Here is a 2,800-nt window from a genome sequence, read left to right as displayed (position 1 = left end):
GCCCTGGTCACCAGAGCCTGCGAGGCGGCGCAGGCCGCAGGCGAGAGCTGCGTGGTGCTGGTCGGGGATCTGCCCTACTTCCAGCGCGTCGGCTTTCAGGTCGCACCGGATGTGATCCTGCCCGGGCCGGTGGATCCCAGGCGCGTGCTGATGCGCCGGTTCGCCGATGTGGCGGTGGCCGGTGCGGTGACCGGTCTCTGAAGCGGCCTGCATCCCGCCTTGAGCCGCCGGGCGCCGCCGCCTACCTTCGCCCCATGACGGATTCCGCCACCCGACCCGGGCTCGACGGCCTTGTGAAGGCGGCCGGGCAGGCGCCTGGGCGCGGCCTGCCGCCGGTGCATCTGTGGAATCCCGCTTATCGCGGCGAGATCGACATCGTCATCCGTCGGGACGGAAGCTGGTGGCACGAGGGCGCGCCGATCGCGCGGGCGGCGCTGGTGCGCCTGTTCTCCACCATCCTGAGGCGCGATCCGGACGGCTACTGGCTGGTGACGCCGGTGGAGATGCTGAAGATCCATGTGGAGGACGCGCCCTTTCTGGCGGGTCAGATGGAGGCGGCCTCGGGGGCGTTCAGCTTCACCACCAATGTGGGCGACGTCGTCGAGGCCGGGCCGGATCACCCCATCCGCGTCGAGACCACCGCTGACGGCGAACCCCGGCCCTATGTCCACGTGCGCGGCGGGCTTGAGGCGCTGATCACCCGGCCCGTGTTCTACGAGCTCGTGGAGATGGCCGAGACGCGGGGCGATACTCTGGGGGTGGTGTCAAAGGGGGCGTGGTTCCCGCTCGGCCAGGCGGAAGAGGCCCCGCCATGACGCCGCCCGATCTGTTGGGCTGGCTGACCGACCGGCTCGACCCGCTGCATGAGCCCGCACCCGGCGGACCGGTGCGTTCGGATTTTGACCTGACGCCCGGCGGCTGGCCGGCGGAGGCGGGCCTGACGCCGCGCCCGGCGGCGGTGCTGGTCGGTCTGGTCCAGCGTCCGGCCGGAGTCAGCGTGCTGCTGACCCGCCGCTCGGACACCCTGCGCAGCCACACCGGGCAGGTGGCTCTCCCTGGCGGCCGCCAGGACGAGGGTGAGCGACCCTGGGAGACCGCGCTGCGCGAGGCGCAGGAAGAGGTGGGCCTGGATCCTGGCTTTGTCTCGCTGATCGGCCTTTCGACGCCCTACCAGACCGGCAGCAACTACCTGATCACGCCAGTGGTGGGCCTGATCCGCGAGGGGTTTTCGCTGACGCCCAATCCACACGAGGTGGCCGACATCTTCGAGACCCCGTTCGGCTATCTTATGGACCCAGCCAACTACGAAGAGCGGGAGGGCCGCCTGCCCAACGGCGAGACGCGCCGCTACTACGCCACCACCCATGCCGAGCAGTATATCTGGGGCGCCACGGCGGGAATCCTGCGCGCCCTGCGCGACCGGCTCTATGATCCTGACGATGTTTAGTCAGATCCTGCTGCGCGTCGTCCTGGTGGCGATCCCCTTCCTGATCTGGTTCGCCTGGGCGGCCTGGGCCAGGCGCTCCGGCCGGCCGATGGGCACCACCCCATGGCCCTGGCTGGTGGTGGCTTCGGCCCTGATCCTGGCCGCCTCCCTGATGGGCACGGTGGCCTTCAAGCCCGACAATCGCGGCAAGGTCTATGTGCCGGGCGAAGTCACCGCCGACGGCCGCGTGACGCCTGGCCGCTTCGAGGCCAAGTGATGCAGCGTCTCAGCCACCAACCCTGGATGACCCGGCCCGAGACGGCGAGCGTGTTTGACGCCCTGGAGGCGGCCGGCGGTCCGGATTGCGCGCGCTTTGTGGGCGGCTGTGTGCGCGATGCGATTATGGGACGGACGGTCGGCGACATCGATATCGCCACCACTCTGGAGCCAGAGGCGGTGATCGCCGCGCTCAAGGCGGCGCGGCTGGGCTTTGCTCCGAAGGGTCTCGCCCACGGGACCGTCACCGCGATCTCCAATCATGCGCCGCACGAGATCACCACGCTGCGGCGCGATGTCTCCACCGACGGGCGCCGGGCCAGCGTCGCCTTCACAACCGACTGGGCCGAGGATGCCGCCCGCCGCGACTTCACGATCAATGCCCTCTACGCCGCTCGCGATGGGACCCTGCATGACCCCACCGGGCGCGGACTAGAGGACGCGCGGGCCGGTCGGGTGGTGTTCGTCGGCGAGCCGGATCGCCGCCTGGCGGAAGATCATCTGCGCAGCCTGCGCTTTTTTCGCTTCGTGGCGGTGCTGGGCCGGGGCGAGCCGGATCCCGAGGCGCTGGCGGCCTGCGCGCGGGCGAAGGACGGGATCGAGGCTTTGTCGGGCGAGCGCGTCCGCGCTGAGATGCTGAAGCTGCTGGCCGCCGATGACCCCCGCACCGCTGTCGCCCGCATGGCCGAGGCCGGCGTGCTGCCGAAGGTGCTGAAGGCAGAGGCCGATCTCGCGCGCTTCGACGCCCTGGTGGAGATCGAGGCCGATCAACTCTTCGAGTGCGAGCCGCTGCTCCGGCTGGCGGCCCTGATCGGCGCCGACGCCACCGCCGCCGCACGCCTCGCCCAGCGCCTCAGGCTGTCCAACGCCGAAAAAGCCCGCCTGCTGGCCGCCATCGATCCGGTCCCTGTGCTCAAGAGTTGGATGAGCCCCCGTGAGATCCGCCGCGAAATCCACCGTATCGGCCAGCCCGTCTTCCGCGACCGCGCCAAGCTGGCCTGGGCCGCCTCGCCGCGCACGGCCACCACCATGCAATGGCGTGGCCTGGTCGCGCTCTCCCAGGGCTGGACCCCGCCGCCGTTTCCGCTCACCGGCGCC

General features: G+C 70.6%; 4 protein-coding genes and 1 pseudogene. All 5 read left to right on the top strand.

The features are described 5' to 3' along the window. Positions 1 to 201: pseudogene (locus ACIQ3R_RS17170) on the top strand (N-acetyltransferase); the annotation flags it as partial. Between the two features lie 53 nt (positions 202 to 254). Further along, positions 255 to 815 (top strand): DUF1285 domain-containing protein, encoded by a 561-nt coding sequence (locus ACIQ3R_RS17165; RefSeq protein ID WP_397420066.1) that lies wholly within the window; start codon positions 255 to 257, stop codon positions 813 to 815. Beyond that, on the top strand, positions 812 to 1,447 hold the full coding sequence (locus ACIQ3R_RS17160; protein WP_397420065.1) for a CoA pyrophosphatase: 636 nt from the start codon (positions 812 to 814) through the stop codon (positions 1,445 to 1,447). Before ACIQ3R_RS17165 ends, ACIQ3R_RS17160 begins: the two co-directional genes overlap by 4 nt. After that, positions 1,440 to 1,703, top strand: coding sequence for a hypothetical protein (locus ACIQ3R_RS17155; RefSeq protein ID WP_397420064.1), 264 nt, complete (start codon positions 1,440 to 1,442; stop codon positions 1,701 to 1,703). Before ACIQ3R_RS17160 ends, ACIQ3R_RS17155 begins: the two co-directional genes overlap by 8 nt. Further along, positions 1,703 to 2,800: CCA tRNA nucleotidyltransferase (locus ACIQ3R_RS17150; protein ID WP_397420063.1), on the top strand; the 1,098-nt coding region annotated here is incomplete at its 3' end. The genes ACIQ3R_RS17155 and ACIQ3R_RS17150, both read left to right, overlap by 1 nt.

The organism is Phenylobacterium sp. (genome assembly GCF_044371015.1).
In the GTDB taxonomy this organism is placed as follows: domain Bacteria; phylum Pseudomonadota; class Alphaproteobacteria; order Caulobacterales; family Caulobacteraceae; genus Phenylobacterium.
The sequence above is the reverse complement of the archived record's forward strand: the minus strand, read 5'-3'. Positions and strand labels throughout refer to the sequence as shown.

Coding starts and splice junctions, on each gene's coding strand:
- ACIQ3R_RS17155 (WP_397420064.1), top strand. CDS start 1,440: ATGTTTAGTCAGATCCTGCTGCGCGTCGTCCTGGTGGCGATCCCCTTC.
- ACIQ3R_RS17165 (WP_397420066.1), top strand. CDS start 255: ATGACGGATTCCGCCACCCGACCCGGGCTCGACGGCCTTGTGAAGGCG.
- ACIQ3R_RS17160 (WP_397420065.1), top strand. CDS start 812: ATGACGCCGCCCGATCTGTTGGGCTGGCTGACCGACCGGCTCGACCCG.